Here is a 16,432-nt window from a genome sequence, read left to right as displayed (position 1 = left end):
TTAGGGGGTTTTCTTGTTTGCTATAAGGAATAATTTTCAATGAAAACGTGTCCGCAGGAAAGTCAATTTGCTATAATGATCATGTTTATATAATAGATGTTTTCATAGGAGGATTTCAGGTATGCCATTTCAAAAGAACGATATCATCCTGTTCCAGGGGGATAGTATCACAGATTGTGGACGCAATTACGCCGATGCCTCATCGCTGGGTGTAGGTTACGCGCTGATGGCGGGCGCCCGGCTGGGCCTTCAGTATGCGGAGCAGAAGCTTACATTCCTGAACCGCGGAATCAGCGGCAACCGGGCGGTAGACCTGCAGGAGCGCTGGGAGAGGGATTGTCTTGCGCTGAAGCCAACCTGGGTGTCTATTTATATTGGAATAAATGATACCTGGCGCTGGTATGATTCCGGGCAGGAGACTACGGCGGCAGAATTCGAGTCGTCCTACCGTGATCTGATTGAGCGGACCAAGCAGCATCTGGATGCCAAGCTGGTGCTGGTGGAGCCGTTCGTATTGCCGGTGCCGGAAGACCGCAAGGGCTGGCGTCAGGACCTGGACCCCAAAATTCACATAGTCCGTGAGCTGGCCCGTGAATACGGCGCTGTACTCGTGCCGCTGGACGGTCTGTTCGCAGCGGCATCGGTCAAGGCTGAACCTGGCTACTGGGCGGCGGATGGCGTTCACCCTTCGCCTGCGGGACATGCCCTAATCGCCGATGCCTGGATGAAGGCTGTAGGTGCAATAAGCTAAGAGGTACGTTCATTTCACTCTGCGTAACAAGGCTGTTATACTTGTAGGATACATACTCAAGGTGAAGCTTTGATAACGAGAGGAATGTGAGCAGGGATGACGAGCGAGACGCTCCAGGATATGCAAGGACTGAAAGCGGCGGGTGCAGTGGTGGGCCATACCATTGCGGAGATGAAGAAAAGTGTAGTTCCCGGAATGACGACTGCAGAGCTGGATGAAGTGGGAGCGAAGATTCTAAACCATTTTGGCGCAAAATCTGCTCCAAAGGTAACCTACAACTTCCCCGGAACGACCTGTATTAGTGTGAATGAAGAGGTGGCGCACGGAATTCCGGGACAACGTGTCATTCAGCCGGGAGATCTGATCAATATTGATGTCTCTGCCGAGCTGAACGGTTATTTTGGCGATGCCGGGGTATCGTTTCAACTGCCTCCATATAATGAGAAACTGATCCACCTCTGCCGGAGTACAGAAGAGACCATGATGAGCGTGATTAATCATCTCCGGGCGGGTATGAAGGTTAACGAAATCGGCCGGGTTATGGAGTCGGAAGCACGGAAGCGCGGCTATAAAGTCGTGCGTAACCTGTGCAGCCACGGCATCGGCAAAGCGTTGCATGAGAAGCCGTTTGAGATTCTGCCCTTTTATAATCCGCGTGTGACGACAGTGCTGAAAGAAGGCCAGGTCATTACCATCGAGCCGTTTCTGTCCACGGGCACTGATTTTGTAGAGCAGCAGTCAGATGGCTGGACACTCAGCGTTGCCGACAACAGCCGCGTGGCCCAGTTTGAGCATACCATTGTGGTCACCAAAGGCAAGCCGATTATTCTGACCAGTGCGTGAGGATATATAAGACGCAAACTAAAGCTATTAACAAAAAGCAAAAAGAAGCGGAGGGGAAATTTAGAACTGGAGGAGCGATAGCGTCCGCCTTTGTATTTGGATTTCTACCGCGAGGAGCAGTTTCTAATACTTAAGTGCGACTTATATAGGAATATTTAACAGCTGTAATGTATGCATTACGCAAGAAACCCTCATACTAAAGATGATGTTATGATATGGAATGCAAGAATATGTTTCCAGAATCGGAGGGTTAATTTAAGTGGATAATGTACCGCAAGTCAGTCATGCCTTCATGACATTTATGAAGGAAGCGCCGGAGCAGCAGAAGGCCCTTGGTGAAATTGTGAAGAAGCTGGATGCCGCAAGCAGCCTGGATGCCAAAACCGAGGAGATTGCCTATATTTCCGTACTCGCGGCGGTTAGGCTGGAGAGCGGGCTTCCCTTTCACGTCAAGCATGCCAAAGCGCTCGGCGCAACCCGTGACGAGATCATCAGCGCAGTGCTGCTGCCCCTTCCAGCGGTGGGTAATGTGGTGATTCAAGCCCTGCCGGTGGCATTGCAGGCGTATGACAGTGAATAGTGTTCTATTGTCTGCAAACCCCCTGCGGGATTGACAATTGCTCTAAATGTAACTATTATAGTTGCATCTGGCGGAAGCTTTCCGGCCAGTGTGAAGGAGTGATTGACATGAACATCAGCACGCGGTTTGCGGTGGCTATTCATATTCTAACCTTAATTGACAGCAACAAAGACGGCAAAAGCACCTCCGAGTGGATCGCCGGCAGCGTGAATACGAACCCCGTAGTAATTCGCCGCCTTACGGGTATGCTCAATAAGGCGGGACTTGTGGAGGTTCGTCCCGGTGTCGCCGGAGCGAAGCTTGCCCGCAGTGCAGCTGATATTACGCTGCTGCAGATTTATAAGGCAGTGAATGCAGTGGAAGAGGACTCTCTGTTCTCTGTCCATGAGCATCCGAACCCGGAATGTCCGGTGGGCAAGAACATTGCAGGAGCTATTGTTCCTGTGTTCTCTCTTGCCCAGAAGGCGATGGAGAATGTGCTGCAGGAGGTCACCCTGGATCAGATCGTACATCAGATTCCTGTAGGATAAGCCAGGATTTGATGGAAGTGAATTTTAAGGAAACCTTCAGCCCCGCTTTATGTTTTTTTAAGGTTCGGGGAGTATAGTGAAGTTCTCCACCCCCCAGTGGAACCATTTGTGGAAGACCCCGCCGTGCCTCGGCAGGGTCTTTCTTTTCATCCACTGAGATATTCAATCATTTTCATTAAACCTTTATGTGTTTTTCATCTGGTCTTAAGCTTCGCTCAGTATAGTAGAGCCATGACCCCCTTACAATAGACTTTGGCCCTGCCGGTTACCGGCGGGGCCACTTTTTTTGATGCATAGCTGCCCTGGCGTTAACTTTACACTGCGATTTCTTTCGTTTAGACTGACACATATGGATCTAACATACATATAAGGAGATGCTGTAGATGAAGAATCAATATACCATTCTTGGAGCTGCTCTGATTCTGGGCCTGTGTCTGGTTGCCGGCAGCTTCGTAATTGGCGACCGACTTAGGGCGGGTTATGAGAAGCAGCTGCCGGCACCTGCCGGATCGCAGGCGGTGAGCCAAGCAGAGGACCATCCGTTAATGACACTTGCAGAGACTGCACAGTTCCTGCGGCTGAGTAAAGATCAGATGAAGAACATTATGAAGGCGGAGAATGCAATGTTGCGCAATGACGGACCCTTCGAGGGGACGAAGCTCCCATATCTCAAGGTAGATAATGAGTTCCTGTTCAATAAGCAGCAGTTAACCGTCTGGGTTCTGGCTGCTTCGCAGGAGCACAGGGTATATGTAGGGGAGAAGCTGGCCGGGAATTAAGGATCGCAACAAAACGGAGGGAACGGCAGAATGAAATTTTTCACTATACCCTGGTATGAAGAAATGCAGGTGCGCGGGTTCATGGTCTTCCCGGAGACGGAGCAGGATTGGGTGGAGGATGTGGCCTGGCATGTGGCGGAGGGGATCAGCTATGAGGAGCGGGCTAAGGATTATCTGGAGTATATGAAAAAAGATCTCCTAAAATATCTTCCAGGGTACTTCCACGCCTCGATACATGACGGAACCATAAATTCCACTCATCCTGCGCCTGAGTTTAAGGAACGGGCCTTGCAGTGGGGCAGGGAATATGATGAACGGATGCAGGTGCTTTTCAGGGGATACCGCAAAGGGTACGAATCGATTAAGCATGAACTCCCGGAGGGCGCGGTACAGCTAGTCGAGAAGAGTCTGCACGATGCCAGAGTCATCTCTTATACTATGCCTGCAGAAGACGTGCTGGAGATGATTCTGGACTGCGGCGGGGCGATGCATTACCAGTGTGAGGTGAAGCTAACGTTCAGCAGTGTGAGCGGACTGCGCTTGCCGGAGCCGCTTGAGAAGAAATATTGGCTGTATGACGAGATCTATGCCGTGGAGCAGGGGTTCGAGCTAAGGGTTCTGATGGATTCTCCACCGAGTGAACTAAAAATTACTGCGCAGGATGTATCGATAGAGATCCTTGGGGAACCTAAGTATATGGAATGACTGCTTCGAAGTCTGGCCTGTTGGCTGGGCTTTTTTATTATATTAGGAAACTATAGTTTCCTTTTGCTGTGTGGATATGCTTTAAACCGAATTGGTTTGTACAGCGGAATGTGGCTCGAATGTATGTGGAAAACAGCATACATTATGTTCGCAAGCAGGCACCCGGCCTAAATGTATGTGAAAAACAGCATACATTGTGATCGCAAGCAGGCACCTGGCCCGAATGTATGTGAAAAACAGCATACATTGTGATCGCAAGCGAGCACCCGGCCTGAATGTATGTGAAAAACAGCATACGTTGTGTTAGCGCAAAGGTAATCTTATTTATCCAATAGTATAAATTTGTTATTGGACAAGATACATTTTGCAAAAGTAATTGACAAACATATAGATTGCAACTATACTTAAGTAAGTTAGTATGTAATGGAAATCGAAATTACCTTTGCATGGACAGGATAGGAACAGTTAACACTAATCCTTATTATGCGTGGTTTGGCACCGGAGACATAATTTTAATGATTTAAGAAGTACTAAAGAAATAAACGAAAAGCAAAAAGAGCGGAGGGGAAATTTGGAACTGTAGGAGCGATAGCGACCGCCTTTGTCACCGGATTTCTACCGCGAAGAGCGGTTAAAATCAAGAAATCTGGGGACAACAGCGGCCGGAAGTCCAAATGTTCACTGCAGTGACGACCAAGCTTTGAGTTCAAACCTTTAGCATATATTTTCAGGAGGGATTCCTATGACAGCAACAGCTATTTTACCGCAAGCACTGGAAATTGGACTTGTACAGATTCGTGTAAGTAATTTGGAGCGCTCGCTGAGCTTTTATCAGAATGTGATCGGACTGAAGATCCTGCGGCAGCAAGGGCGCAGCGCAGAGCTGACGGCGGACGGCCAGCAGGTGCTGCTGGTGCTGCGGGAGATTGAACAGGCTCAGGTACTGCGCCGGAACTCGGTGGCCGGACTGTACCATTTTGCAATTCTGCTGCCGGACCGGCCTTCTCTGGGAATGGTGCTGCGCAATCTGATTGACTCCGGGATATCGGTGGGCCAGGGGGATCATCTGGTCAGCGAAGCCCTATACATTGAAGACCCTGATCACAACGGAATCGAGCTGTACCGCGACCGTCCCCGTGACACCTGGAAGTATGAGGCAACAGGCAATGTGGTCATGACTACAGATCCGGTGGATGTGGACGGTCTGCTGGCTGACTCGGAAGGACTGAGCTGGACCGGGCTGCCGGCCGGCACTGTAATGGGTCATGTTCACTTCCATGTCGGCGATCTGGCAGAGGCCAAGAAATTCTACGTGGATGCGCTTGGATTCACGGTGACCGCCCATTACGGAGATGCGGCCATGTTCATTTCGGCTGGAGGGTATCATCATCATATGGGGCTGAATACTTGGGCTGGCAAGGGTGCTCCGGCGGCTCCGGCGAATGCGGCGGGCATCGATTATTTTACTCTGCTGCTCCCGGACATTGTGGCTGTGCATGAAGTCGCTGATCGTGTGAAGCGTGCCGGGTACCGTGTGGAAGAAGAAGGCGGTATCGTCACTCTAAGGGACCCGTGGAATATAGGCATACAGCTGCTAGTGAAAAGATAAAATAACAAGGCGGGCAGCATCGCGTCAATATTTATGGCTAGACCAGCGGCGGAAGCCGTGAATGTTAAGGTAACGGAAGGTACGGACGGAGAATTTTAATTTCCGTGGTGCCTTCCGTTTGTTGACGTTAGCCGGATCACTGCAATATTATAATTGATTATCAGACGGGGAGATGATGGACTTGGAGACTTTTCTGGCTGTGCTGCTGATGCTTGGATTAATTGCTGTATCAAATATCTTGAACCGCTTCATTCCGTTTGTCCCGGTCCCCCTGATTCAGATAGGACTTGGAATCATTGCTGCACTCATTCCGACAGGAATACATATGCACTTCGAGCCTGAGCTGTTTTTTGTATTATTCATCGCTCCGCTGCTCTTCAATGACGGGCGGCGGACACCGCGCGGTGAGCTGTGGAATCTTAGGGCACCCATCCTGCTGCTGGCGCTTGGACTTGTGTTTGTCACGGTATTTGTGGCGGGCTATGCGATTAACTGGATGATTCCCTCGATTCCGCTGGCAGCCTCCTTCGCACTGGCGGCTATTCTGTCTCCTACCGATGCGGTAGCGGTGAGTGCGCTGGCTGGACGGGTTCATCTTCCCAAAAGTATCCACCGGATTCTCGAGGGAGAATCGCTGATGAACGATGCCTCCGGCCTGGTTGCCTTTAAATTTGCGATTGCAGCCATGGTTACCGGCGTGTTCTCTCTGCCTAAGGCCTCGCTCAGCTTTGTGCTGATTGCCGCAGGAGGACTGCTGCTTGGTGCGGTGCTGTCGTTCCTGCTGATCCGGCTCAGCGTGTTCATCCGCAGGTTCGGCATGGAGGATGTGACCATTCATGTCCTGCTGCAGATCCTTACCCCGTTCATTATTTATCTGATCAGCGAGGAGATCGGAGTCTCGGGTATCCTGGCCGTGGTGGCAGGGGGTGTCATGTACGCCATCGAGAAGGACCGGGCAGTTTCCCCGCAATATAAACTTCAGCTGGTATCCGCCAGTACCTGGTCAGTGCTGCTGCTGGTGCTGAACGGGCTGGTCTTCCTGATTCTCGGCGTGTCTGTTCCGGATGTGATCAAGGTTATTTATCAGGATCACACGCTGAATAACTTCATGGTTGCCGGCTATGTTCTGGCGATCACGGCGCTGCTGATTGTGCTGCGGTTTCTGTGGGTCTATGGTTACTCCTTGTGGGAGAGCAAGCGGTTGAAGGCAGAGAAGGCTCCGCTGAAGTCGCAGATTATTACATCAATCTCTGGGGTGCGGGGAGCTGTTACCCTTGCGGGTGCCTTCTCGATTCCGCTGGTGCTCGGGGACGGGGTGACACCTTTTCCAGAGCGGGATCTCATTATCGCGCTGGCGGCAGGTGTGATTCTGATGTCACTGGTCATCGCCAGCATCTTCCTTCCGCTGCTTGCGGACAGTGAAGAGACGGTAGTTCAGAACGCGGGAGTTGTACACGGGAATGCGGAGCTGACGGCCAGAAATGTGGTCATTGACGCCGGGATGTCGATGCTGCGCAGCCTGGTCTCCGAGAGCCCGGAACGCTCAACACAGCCTGTGCTGCTGGAATTCACCGATAAGGTTGACAGATTGTGTGCTGCAAGACCGGATCGTGACCCGGCCCATGAGCAGTTCCTTCGTCTTGGAGTCGAGGCACGCAAGAGTGCACTCGAAGCCGAACGCACAGAGCTGCGGCGGATTATGGAGAACGGGGCATTGCCGGAGCCTGTTGCCTTGAAGATGGAGGAGCTGCTGGACCATACGGAGTCTCTGCTGTGCAAACGGCTGAATACGCAGATTAAATTCTCTTTGACAGAAATTCAGAGGCTGTTCTCTGGTCTGTTCTCAGGTAAGCTCGGCGGGGAAGGTGGACAGCTCGCTCTGCAGAATGCCGAAAGTGCGCGGACGGCGAAGATTGCGATGTGCAAGGCGGCAGTATCCGCCGTTAGTGCAGGAATAAGTGACGAGAACCGGCTAGCCTCACAGAAGGTCATCGACAAGTACGAACGGCTGGAATCCAAGCTGGTGCAGGGCGAAGGCTGGAGTAATGACGGTGTACTGGACGATGACAAGCTGGAGCTGAAGCTGCAGGCGATTCAGGAGCAGCGGAATACCGTGCAGGAGATGTACCAGAACGGGGCGATTAATCTTAAGATTGCCGGCAGGCTGCGGCGGTTCGTCGATCAGCTCGAAACCTCAATCTGGGAGGATTAAGTTCAGATTCTTATATTTGTACAAAGCCCGCTTGCGCAGGGACCCGGAGTCCTTGCTGCAAGCGGGCTTGTCTGTGCTGCCTGAAGGCTCAGGCTGCTATCTGCGGAATGAAGCGTTACGGTTGTTTGGGCAATTTCCTGAGGCGCATAAAGACTTGGCCCAGCACCTCGCTCAGCACCAGCCCGGTAGCAATGGCTCCGGACAGCAGGAGCGCCTGAACCCCATACTGGATGCCGAGGTTATTATCATTCTCCACGAATCTGCGCATGGCATCATACGCAAGACCGCCCGGCACAAGCGGGATGATGCCGCCGACACTGAAGATAATGACCGGCATCTTGAAGGAACGCGCAAAAAACTGGCTGATCAGTCCAACCACAACGGTAGCACCAAAGGTTGCGACGACAGTATCGGAGCTGGAATCCAGCAGCAGGTACAGCATCCATCCGATCATTCCGGCGAAGCCGCATTGCAGCAGCGCGCGCACCGGTGCATTGAATAGAATGCAGAAGGTTGAGGCAGCGATAAAGCTGGTGATCAATTGCAAAATCATGGCAGGAAGACCTCTTTCAAGTGGGTGTTAAAAAATCGACAGGACCAGCCCGATGCCGGTCCCGATGGCGAACGCAGTCAGAAAGGCGTCGGCTCCTTTGGAGATGCCGGATACCAGATGCCCGGCCATCAGGTCACGGACCGCATTGGTGATGAGCAGCCCTGGTACCAGCGGCATTACACAGCCAATAATAATCTTGTCCATCTCCCGTCCCACGCCGAGCTTCACGGAGAAGAAGGCCAGCAGGCCGATAATGAAGGAAGCAATGAATTCCGCGAAGAAGCGGATCTGTACCAGACGGTGTAGATAAGTGGCTGCTGCGAAGCCTGTACCGGAGATCAGCAGCGACGGCAGAGCATCCTGCAGGCTGCCCTTGAACATAACCGTGAAGCAGGCTCCCGTCAAGGCTGCCGCTGCGATCTGTACCCATACCGGGTAGGCATGGGCTGCGTCATCGACCACGCCAAGGCGTTCGCGGGCTTCAGCCGCTGTGAGCTGACGTTCGGTCAGCCGCCGGGAGATGTCATTCACCTCGGATACCTTTTGCAGGTCTGTTGTCCGTTCGGCGATCCGGAACAGCTTCACCGGCTCGGTCCGGCTGGTGGTGAACATAATGACTGTCGGCGTGACGTAGCTATGCGCTCCGGGGAAGCCGAGTGCCGCCGCCATCCGGCTCATGGTATCCTCCACACGGTAGGTCTCTGCACCGCTCTGCAGCATGATCTTGCCTGCCAGCAGGCACAGATCGATAATGTCATGTGTGGAAGTGTTGCTATTAGTGCTTGTACTATCCAACTTCGTTAATCCTCCCCGGGAATGTTATCTATTCGATTGTCGCCTGAAAGTCTGAAAATTTCAACCTTTATTCCATAGCATCCGGCAAATCCCGGGATTTTATCAGAAATAGTGCAGAAATCATGCTCCAGGCGGGATTATGTATACCGTCTATTCTTCCAATGTGCATAATCCTGTAGCCACCCCTCCTGCAATAATCGTCAGAATCGAATGGAAAAAGGTCTCCTTAGAGATCAGAATACCGCCTGCACCGATAATCAGGAAGTCCGTCAGGAAGATAATCAGGCCGACATTCAGCGGAAGATAGCGTTGGATGAATCTGGCGAGGAGGTCGGTTCCGCCTGTACTGGCTTTGAAGCGCAGCATCAGCCCTAGTCCCGTGCCCATTAGGAAGCCGCCGATAATGGCGCTTGAAATGGAGCCCAGCTCAATATAGTACAGGAAATAATACTGGAGCGGAAAAAGCAGCTCGATCAGCAGGGAGGAAGCCAGCAGACCCAGGATACTGTTGTAAAAGATTTCCCGCTCACGGAACCAGGCCAGCAGGAAGATAGGCAGACTGCATAGCATAATGCACAGTCCGATTTTGGCGCCGGAGATATAATTAATAATGAGGGCAATGCCGATAATTCCTCCATCGAGGATTTTATAGGGGACCAGGAAGAAATTCGTTCCTGTTGCAATCAGCAGGCTGGCCAGCAGAATAATCACATAGCTTGGGAAGGATCGCATAGTCAACATCTCCGGAATTAAGGCATGTCTTAATCTTTATGCACCCATCTGGAAAAAAATAGCTAAAATCTCTGCTCTGCCCGAATCATTTGACAATAAAGCAGGTGAAGTCTGAAATGGGGTATTTCTATAAAATACTGGAGACCGATATGGAGCTGCTGGCTGCTGCGCTATCGGAGGTACCGGTGGCAGTGTTGCTGAAGAGCGGGACGGAGGAGCAGCTGGAGGCGGGCCCGATCAGAGCCTACACGCCGCAATCCGTGAGGATTCGCGGGTTATCCTACTGCCGTGAGCTGCATCAGTTCCGTGTCCATGCTCCGGGTTCCGCCTGTCCATGAACAAACAACCCGGCTGTACCGCCTTGGCGGACAACCGGGTTGATATGCTTTTATTAGGAGTAATAGATAATTAGCCGAGAGTGACTACAACCTGGTGAACAGCACCGTCGCCCACAGGAGCGATAATGTTGCCTTCCACGGCAGCGCCGTCGAGGGTCAGGCTGGCTACGCCTTTGGACACATGGTTCGGATTCTGGATCGAGATCACATAGGTGTCGCCGCGGAAGACGCGGGTAATCTCGAAGCCGTCCCATTCTGCAGGGATACAAGGGTCAACCTTGAGCCCGGCGAAGTCTGCCTGAATCCCCAGGATAGATTGCGTGATCGCAACATAGTTCCATGCGGCTGTACCTGTGAGCCAGGAGTTTTTTGCTTCCCCGTGACGTACGGCATCTTTACCGGCAATCATCTGGGAGTACACGTAAGGCTCCATCCGATGCACTTCGCTGATGTCCTCCAGGTAGGCCGGAGCGATTTTGCGGTAGATGTCAAAAGCTCTGTCGCCATGTCCAAGGACCGTCTCGGCAATCATGATCCACGGGTTGTTATGACAGAAGATCCCGGCATTCTCTTTGTAGCCCGGAGGGTACGTGGAGATTTCACCCAGGTTCAGATAATACTTGGAATACGGAGGCTGCTGCAAAACGATACCATAGTCCGTATCCAGACGTTCCTGCACGGAAGTCAGGGCGCGGGCTGCTTCCCCGTTCTCTACACCGATTCCGGCCATAACGCACATGCCTTGCGGCTCAATGAAGATCTGGCCTTCTTCGTTCTCCTTGCTGCCGATTTTGTCGCCATAGTGGTCATAGGCACGCAGGAACCAGTCGCCGTCGAAGCCGTGGGACAGGGTGATGGCACTCATGTTCTCGATCTTGGCAACAGCGTCAGCGGCTACATCATCCAGACCGCGCATCCGGCAGAGCTCGGCATAGTCCGGTCCTACGAAGACGAATAGACCTGCAATAAACACGGATTCGGCTACACCGCCTGCAATATTCTCTGTAGTCTGGAACGATTCGCCCGGCTCGGTGGAGAAGCAGTTCAGGTTCAGGCAGTCATTCCAGTCTGCGCGTCCGATCAGCGGCAGGCCGTGAGGCCCGAGGTTGTTCGTGACATGCTCGAAGCTTAGCTTCAGATGCTCAAACAGAGTAGCGGTGTGATCGGGATTGCTGTCAAAAGGAACCTGCTCATCAAGAATCGAATAATCGCCGGTCTCTTTAATATAGGCTGCTGTACCCGAGATCAGCCAGAGCGGATCATCGTTGAAGCCGGAGCCGACTTCATTGTTGCCCTTCTTGGTCAGCGGCTGGTACTGGTGATACGCGCTGCCGTCAGGGAACTGGGTAGCGGCGATATCGAGAATCCGTTCTCTGGCGCGCTCAGGAATCTGGTGGACGAAGCCGAGCAAGTCCTGATTGGAGTCGCGGAAGCCCATGCCGCGGCCAATCCCGGATTCGAAGTACGAAGCGGAACGGGACATGTTGAAGGTCACCATACACTGGTACGGATTCCAGATGTTCACCATCCGGTTCAGCTTGTCGTCACCGCTCTTAATCTGGTATTTGGACAGCAGATTATCCCAGTGTGCAGCCAGAACCTCCAGAGCAGCATCCACTTGGGCATCTGTAGCGAACTGATCGATGACAGCCTGGGCCGGCTTTTTGTTGATCACGTTCAGGGCTTCCCATTTCTCATCCTCCGGGTTCTCGATGTAGCCGAGCACGAAGATGAAGCTCTGGGCTTCGCCCGGCTCCAGCGTGATGTCAAGTGCGTGGGAGCCGATTGGCGACCAGCCGCTGGCAACAGAGTTAGTAGCCTCACCGGCAGCAACTGCCTGCGGAGCATCCAGTCCATTGTACATGCCCACGAACGATTCGCGGTCGGTATCGAAGCCGGCAATTTCCTTATTTACAGAATAGAAGGCGTAGTGGTTTCTGCGCTCGCGGTATTCTGTTTTGTGATAAATAACGGAATCCTTCACTTCGACTTCGCCGGTGCTGAGGTTACGCTGGAAGTTGGTCATATCATCGTTGGCATTCCAGAGACAGAACTCGGCAAAAGAGAAGAGCTTCACAGTCTTCTTTACATCGCCTGTGTTCTTAACGACCAGACGGTGGACTTCCGCATTATGGCCCATCGGTACAAAAGCAAGCTGGTTCACAGAAATACCGTTACGCTCACCTGTAATAGAAGTGTAGCCAAGGCCGTGGCGGCATTCGTAGAAATCGAGATCCCGCTTCACCGGCATCCAGCCCGGAGTCCAGAAGTCCCCGCCATCGTACAGGTAATAATAGCGGCCGCCGGTATCCAGCGGAATATTGTTATACCGGTAACGGGTAAGTCTTCTCATCCGTGCATCGCGGTAGAAGGTATAGCCCCCGGCAGTATTAGAGATGAGGCCGAAAAACTGCTCGTTGCCGAGGTAGTTAATCCAAGGATAAGGTGTTTTGGGGGTGTTGATTACATACTCTTTGCGGGTGTCGTCAAAAGTTCCGAATTTCATGAGAGACAAGTCTCCTTTCGATTGTGAACGCGCGTTTACAAAGCGGAGAAAAAATTCCCTTGGAGCAAGGGATTTTTCTGTAACCGGATAAGTGCAATATGCTGTGAAACTTTACGACTTCTTCGGCGGCTGACAGGAATCGCGGGTAATCAGACGCGCCGGGAAACTGATAGTGCTAAAGGTCGGCGCTTGCGAATCACATAGCTCAATGACCTTCTCGACAGCGGCTTTGGACATTTCATAAATCGGCAGACGGACGGAGGTCAGCTTGGGATGAATCCGGGCAGCAAGCTGCACATCGTCGAACCCCGCAATGGAGATATCCTCCGGCACGGAAATGCCATGCTCCGAGAACGCTTCCATCGCCGAGATCGCCATATCATCGTTGGAGGAGAAGAAGGCGGTGGGCAGCGGGCCGCCGGAATGGAGCAGCTTCTTTACTTCCTGATATGCGGTCTCCTTGAGAAAATCACCCTGAAGGACGAAGTCCTGCTGCAGGGCAAGTCCATGGCGCTTCAGCGTATTCTCGTAAGCCATATAGCGCTCCCGCCCGGAATAAGTATTCATCCGTCCGCAGATCATGCCGATCTCCGTATGGCCGAGACCGATTAAGTACTCAATGGCTTCTACCGTGCCTTCATAATCCTTGGAATTCACAATGGCGAGATGATTGCGATCCAGATGCTCTGACATAATCTCCGAAATGTCATAATCGATCAGCACAAGCGGGGAGCCGAGACCCACCATCTCCCGTACAATCTCGATATCCTTCTGGGTGCCGACAATGATGCCTCCGTCAATCCGTTTCTGGAGGAAGGCCTGCTTGACCTTCAGGAAGTCGTCGGGAGAATAGACGGTGTGAATCAGAACATAACAGCCGCGGGCATTCGACGTATCTACCACAGCATCGACGAACGGGGCAAAATAATTATTCTGATAAATCCGCGTCGTATTCTCCTTCTCGTTCATACTGATGGCAAACAGCCCGATCGTGTCGGTCTTCTTGCCGGCCAGAGCCCGGGCAAAGCTGTTCGGCTCATACTGGTGCTGTTCAATTACCTTCAGCACCTTGGCCCGGGTCTCTTCAGGGACATTGGAATAATTGTTGATCACACGGGATACGGTGCTTCGCGAAACCCCGGCTAGCTTGGCAATATCTTCGCTTCGCATATTGTACCCCCTCTATTGTAAACGCGCGTTTATGAGCTTATTGTAGAATAATCCGGCTCGGAGGTCAATCATTTGTGCGGATATATTTTAGACTTGATGTTACTTCATGACACAGGCTTATAAAGCAAAAACGATTGCCGGTCCATTACGGATCAGCAATCGTTTCAATTCGGTGCGAAGCTTATTCGATATCAATGCTCCATTGTCCGTCCGCTTCCACTGAAAAGACATAAATCCCGTCAGATTCGATTTTTTCGGCTGTGGAGCCGGAGTAGTTACCGATTTCATTCACCAGCAAGAGGCTATCATTCAACTTGACGGCAAAATTGGATTCTCCTGTATGCTTGGAGGTGAACCGGGTCAGCTTGCTTTGCAGTTTTGCAAATACAACATCGTTACCCTTACCGGATAACTTGATCGGTGCGCTCTTAATGTTGTCAGGGATGCTCTGTTTGATGTCCACCTTCCAAGAGCCATCCGACTCAACCTTCAGCATAAATTTTCCTTCTTCGGGTAGCACGACTAAAGACTTTCCTTTGTAAGGTCCAATTTCGTTCACAATCAATTTTTTGTAATCTCCTGTTTCATCGTACAAATAGATTACAAAATTAGAATCTCCGTTATCTGTTGCCTCCAATATAGCGATCCCGCTGTTAAGATGGAAGAACTCTGTGGCCTGGTCTTTTTTTCCTTTGAGATGGATGGCTTCGTCTTTTGCTGGCGCTGGCGTAGCGGGTGCAGCCGTTTCATCGGGTGTAGGAGTGGGATCTGGATAGCGGGCGGCAACGGAAGCAGGCAGAACTCCACCAATTTTCGTGAAAAGTTTCTTTACATTTTGCACATCATTTTTCTCAATAGAGTCAGCAATCTCCAGATAAGTGAAGGTATTCTCTTTATCCTCTCTGGCCTTAATCCGGATGTTCTCGGCAATTTCTTTGGAAGACTCATCATTCCAAGCACTGGTGCCGAAGTTCTCCAGGTATTCCTGCGTCTTATCCTTCACAGAGAAGTTCTTCAGCTCCGGCGCTGGAGTAGGAGAAGCAGTCGGAGCAGCAGAAGGAGTCGTGGTTACAGCTTGCGTAACCTCAGCGGACCCGCCACATCCGCTTAATATCACCGGTGAAGCTAAAAGAGCAAAAGCTAAAGTCATTTTGGATAATTTTCCGTACATCAGTAATTTCCCCCAAATGTTTAATCATACTTAGCCAGTATATCAAAATTGGATTATTTCTACAGTGAAATTTAATAGAACTTTGCATTCCTGACACAAACATGCCAAACTAGATAGGATTAGGTTATCGACTTATATCATGATGAATTAGGGGGATATAAACTGTGTATATGACAGGTTTTGGGTCCTTGCTTGCCGGAGGATTCAGTATTTTTGCTCTTTTGCTCTGGTTATTTTGTCTGGGGATGGGGATTTATCTATTTGTGCTGGTGGTGAAGCTTGCCCGCAGGGGAATCATTGCGCTGGACCTGTACAATCACTCCAAAAATCTGGAGATCCGTGAGCGTTATGAGGCGGCTCACCGCAGAGATGATTTCTGAATGATTGCATCTGATGGCAGGATTTATTATACTCCAAATATGTAATTTTCAAATTTGTCATATCTGGAGAGGAGTTTGAGAGCGAATGAAGAAGAAGATGACTGCTGCACTGACTGCATTTGCCGTACTTGGAGGAATGGGCACAGGTGTGTACGCCGGAGCCAACCTGCAGGAGATCAAGGCTTTTCTGAATCCAAGCATCAAATTCAAGATGAACGGCCAGCCCGTACAGCTTAAGAATGCCAGCGGTGCGGTGGTTGCCCCAATTTCCTATAAGGACACAACCTATCTGCCGGTTCGTTCCGTATCCGATCTGCTGGGAGTTACTGTTAAGTTCGATGCTGCAACTAACACTATTTCCTTGGGAGAGCAGACGGCAGGTGTACCGATTGCTACAGGCTTTGATAATATGTATCATACCAAAGACCCGGGCAAGACCGTGTACAAAGATAAGGATTACAAGGATGTATTCTTCGATGACGCCAGCAGTGACCGCGGCAGCTCCTTCATGCTGCAACCGGACAAAAAGTATCAGAAGCTCTATCTTCAGATAGCCGCGATCGGCGGGGAGATCAAAGACCTCTCGATTCAAGACGCCGACACTAACACTGTGCTGAAAAAGCAGACCATTGACCCGGCCAGCGGGCTTACGACCATCGAGGTGGATATTGCCGGAGTCAGCAGCTTGTATATCACTGGCGACGTGAAGAAGGGAACCTCGGTCTTCGTCCCGCTAACGACATCGTATTATAAATAATTTCTGAACTTATATATTATT

The 16,432-nt window shown here is 51.3% G+C and carries 17 protein-coding genes; 11 read left to right on the top strand and 6 right to left on the bottom strand.

Features of this window, described 5'->3' with window-relative positions:
* The first annotated feature begins 121 nt into the window (after positions 1-121).
* From NSU18_RS06545 to NSU18_RS06510, 8 genes are all read left to right on the top strand, one after another.
* Complete coding sequence (locus NSU18_RS06545) at positions 122-751, top strand: SGNH/GDSL hydrolase family protein (protein ID WP_341021042.1); 630 nt, start codon at positions 122-124, stop codon at positions 749-751.
* A gap of 96 nt (positions 752-847) precedes the next feature.
* The gene (map, locus tag NSU18_RS06540; protein ID WP_341021043.1) at positions 848-1,594 is read left to right on the top strand and encodes a type I methionyl aminopeptidase; all 747 of its coding nucleotides are present in this window, start codon (positions 848-850) and stop codon (positions 1,592-1,594) included.
* Positions 1,595-1,886: 292 nt separating this feature from the next.
* Complete coding sequence (locus NSU18_RS06535; protein ID WP_036695137.1) at positions 1,887-2,174, top strand: carboxymuconolactone decarboxylase family protein; 288 nt, start codon at positions 1,887-1,889, stop codon at positions 2,172-2,174.
* 107 nt (positions 2,175-2,281) lie between these two features.
* On the top strand, positions 2,282-2,704 hold the full coding sequence (locus NSU18_RS06530; RefSeq protein ID WP_341021047.1) for an Rrf2 family transcriptional regulator: 423 nt from the start codon (positions 2,282-2,284) through the stop codon (positions 2,702-2,704).
* A 383-nt stretch (positions 2,705-3,087) separates the two neighbouring features.
* Positions 3,088-3,483: a hypothetical protein gene (locus NSU18_RS06525; RefSeq protein WP_341148562.1), complete on the top strand. Its 396-nt coding sequence runs from the start codon at positions 3,088-3,090 to the stop codon at positions 3,481-3,483.
* Positions 3,484-3,513: 30 nt separating this feature from the next.
* Complete coding sequence (locus NSU18_RS06520; RefSeq protein ID WP_341021050.1) at positions 3,514-4,188, top strand: DUF4085 family protein; 675 nt, start codon at positions 3,514-3,516, stop codon at positions 4,186-4,188.
* 742 nt (positions 4,189-4,930) lie between these two features.
* Complete coding sequence (locus NSU18_RS06515) at positions 4,931-5,797, top strand: VOC family protein (RefSeq protein ID WP_341148561.1); 867 nt, start codon at positions 4,931-4,933, stop codon at positions 5,795-5,797.
* A gap of 181 nt (positions 5,798-5,978) precedes the next feature.
* Entirely contained in the window at positions 5,979-8,009 is a 2,031-nt protein-coding gene (locus NSU18_RS06510) for a Na+/H+ antiporter (protein ID WP_341021053.1), read from the top strand.
* 115 nt (positions 8,010-8,124) lie between these two features.
* Here the strand turns inward: NSU18_RS06510 and NSU18_RS06505 are convergent, their stop codons facing one another.
* From NSU18_RS06505 to NSU18_RS06495, 3 genes are all read right to left on the bottom strand, one after another.
* A complete protein-coding gene (locus NSU18_RS06505; protein ID WP_341021054.1) occupies positions 8,125-8,562 on the bottom strand; it encodes a threonine/serine exporter family protein in 438 nt (145 codons plus the stop codon).
* 27 nt (positions 8,563-8,589) lie between these two features.
* Positions 8,590-9,357, bottom strand: coding sequence for a threonine/serine exporter family protein (locus NSU18_RS06500; RefSeq protein ID WP_340754133.1), 768 nt, complete (start codon positions 9,355-9,357; stop codon positions 8,590-8,592).
* Positions 9,358-9,507: 150 nt separating this feature from the next.
* Positions 9,508-10,089: a YitT family protein gene (locus NSU18_RS06495; RefSeq protein WP_341148560.1), complete on the bottom strand. Its 582-nt coding sequence runs from the start codon at positions 10,087-10,089 to the stop codon at positions 9,508-9,510.
* Positions 10,090-10,178: 89 nt separating this feature from the next.
* On the opposite strand from NSU18_RS06495, the gene NSU18_RS06490 reads away from it, so the two are divergent.
* The gene (locus NSU18_RS06490; RefSeq protein ID WP_341021057.1) at positions 10,179-10,427 is read left to right on the top strand and encodes a hypothetical protein; all 249 of its coding nucleotides are present in this window, start codon (positions 10,179-10,181) and stop codon (positions 10,425-10,427) included.
* 70 nt (positions 10,428-10,497) lie between these two features.
* On the opposite strand, the gene NSU18_RS06485 is transcribed toward NSU18_RS06490, so the two are convergent.
* From NSU18_RS06485 to NSU18_RS06475, 3 genes are all read right to left on the bottom strand, one after another.
* A complete protein-coding gene (locus NSU18_RS06485) occupies positions 10,498-12,933 on the bottom strand; it encodes a GH36-type glycosyl hydrolase domain-containing protein (RefSeq protein ID WP_341148559.1) in 2,436 nt (811 codons plus the stop codon).
* Positions 12,934-13,044: 111 nt separating this feature from the next.
* Positions 13,045-14,103 (bottom strand): LacI family DNA-binding transcriptional regulator, encoded by a 1,059-nt coding sequence (locus NSU18_RS06480; protein WP_341021060.1) that lies wholly within the window; start codon positions 14,101-14,103, stop codon positions 13,045-13,047.
* 181 nt (positions 14,104-14,284) lie between these two features.
* Positions 14,285-15,106: a hypothetical protein gene (locus NSU18_RS06475; protein ID WP_341148558.1), complete on the bottom strand. Its 822-nt coding sequence runs from the start codon at positions 15,104-15,106 to the stop codon at positions 14,285-14,287.
* A gap of 338 nt (positions 15,107-15,444) precedes the next feature.
* Here NSU18_RS06475 and NSU18_RS06470 point away from each other — a divergent pair, with 338 nt between their 5' ends.
* A complete protein-coding gene (locus NSU18_RS06470) occupies positions 15,445-15,654 on the top strand; it encodes a hypothetical protein (RefSeq protein WP_341023274.1) in 210 nt (69 codons plus the stop codon).
* An 85-nt stretch (positions 15,655-15,739) separates the two neighbouring features.
* Positions 15,740-16,411, top strand: a complete 672-nt coding sequence (locus tag NSU18_RS06465) for a stalk domain-containing protein (protein WP_341021065.1) — start codon at positions 15,740-15,742, stop codon at positions 16,409-16,411.
* Positions 16,412-16,432 lie beyond the last annotated feature (21 nt).

Origin of the sequence: Paenibacillus sp. FSL H8-0048 (assembly GCF_038002825.1) — a bacterium.
Classification (GTDB): Bacteria; Bacillota; Bacilli; order Paenibacillales; family Paenibacillaceae; genus Paenibacillus_AQ.
This window is presented reverse-complemented; position numbering and strand designations above follow the sequence as displayed.

Bases quoted from the DNA above. Each gene is read 5' to 3' on its own strand.
- NSU18_RS06545 (WP_341021042.1), top strand. From the start codon at position 122: ATGCCATTTCAAAAGAACGATATCATCCTGTTCCAGGGGGATAGTATC.
- map (WP_341021043.1), top strand. From the start codon at position 848: ATGACGAGCGAGACGCTCCAGGATATGCAAGGACTGAAAGCGGCGGGT.
- NSU18_RS06535 (WP_036695137.1), top strand. From the start codon at position 1,887: ATGACATTTATGAAGGAAGCGCCGGAGCAGCAGAAGGCCCTTGGTGAA.
- NSU18_RS06530 (WP_341021047.1), top strand. From the start codon at position 2,282: ATGAACATCAGCACGCGGTTTGCGGTGGCTATTCATATTCTAACCTTA.
- NSU18_RS06525 (WP_341148562.1), top strand. From the start codon at position 3,088: ATGAAGAATCAATATACCATTCTTGGAGCTGCTCTGATTCTGGGCCTG.
- NSU18_RS06520 (WP_341021050.1), top strand. From the start codon at position 3,514: ATGAAATTTTTCACTATACCCTGGTATGAAGAAATGCAGGTGCGCGGG.
- NSU18_RS06515 (WP_341148561.1), top strand. From the start codon at position 4,931: ATGACAGCAACAGCTATTTTACCGCAAGCACTGGAAATTGGACTTGTA.
- NSU18_RS06505 (WP_341021054.1), bottom strand. From the start codon at position 8,562: ATGATTTTGCAATTGATCACCAGCTTTATCGCTGCCTCAACCTTCTGC.
- NSU18_RS06495 (WP_341148560.1), bottom strand. From the start codon at position 10,089: ATGCGATCCTTCCCAAGCTATGTGATTATTCTGCTGGCCAGCCTGCTG.
- NSU18_RS06485 (WP_341148559.1), bottom strand. From the start codon at position 12,933: ATGAAATTCGGAACTTTTGACGACACCCGCAAAGAGTATGTAATCAAC.
- NSU18_RS06480 (WP_341021060.1), bottom strand. From the start codon at position 14,103: ATGCGAAGCGAAGATATTGCCAAGCTAGCCGGGGTTTCGCGAAGCACC.
- NSU18_RS06470 (WP_341023274.1), top strand. From the start codon at position 15,445: ATGACAGGTTTTGGGTCCTTGCTTGCCGGAGGATTCAGTATTTTTGCT.
- NSU18_RS06465 (WP_341021065.1), top strand. From the start codon at position 15,740: ATGAAGAAGAAGATGACTGCTGCACTGACTGCATTTGCCGTACTTGGA.